This window comes from Caballeronia sp. GAWG2-1 (assembly GCF_023631405.1).
GTDB lineage: Bacteria > Pseudomonadota > Gammaproteobacteria > Burkholderiales > Burkholderiaceae > Caballeronia.
In genome coordinates this window covers 1-359 of sequence record NZ_JALQDD010000050.1, presented here as the reverse complement: position 1 = coordinate 359, position 359 = coordinate 1, and the positions used below count along the sequence as shown (strand labels likewise).

Sequence of the window (359 nt, the reverse complement as noted above, 5' to 3'; positions counted from 1 at the left end):
GTATCTAAAGTGCTGCTTGCGGATGCGCCTCAACTCGCCGAAGGTCTGGCCGAGAACGTCGAGGGCACGGTGCTGAAGATCGCGAAGGACTATTCGCACATCCTCGCGCCCGCGACCGCCTACGGCAAGAACATCGCGCCGCGTATCGCAGCGCATCTGGACGTCGCACAGATCAGCGACATCACCGCCGTTGACGGCGCCGATACCTTCGAGCGTCCGATCTATGCGGGCAACGCTATCGCGACGGTGCAATCGAGCGATCCGATCAAGGTCATCACGGTGCGTGCAACGGGCTTCGATCCGGTGGCGGCGGAAGGCGGCAGTGCATCGATCGAGAAGATCGAAGCGGCAGCCGACGC

Annotated in this window: 1 pseudogene; it reads left to right on the top strand. The window is 63.0% G+C overall.

The window, feature by feature from the left end:
- Positions 1-359: pseudogene (locus NCR98_RS33040) on the top strand (electron transfer flavoprotein subunit alpha/FixB family protein); the annotation flags it as partial.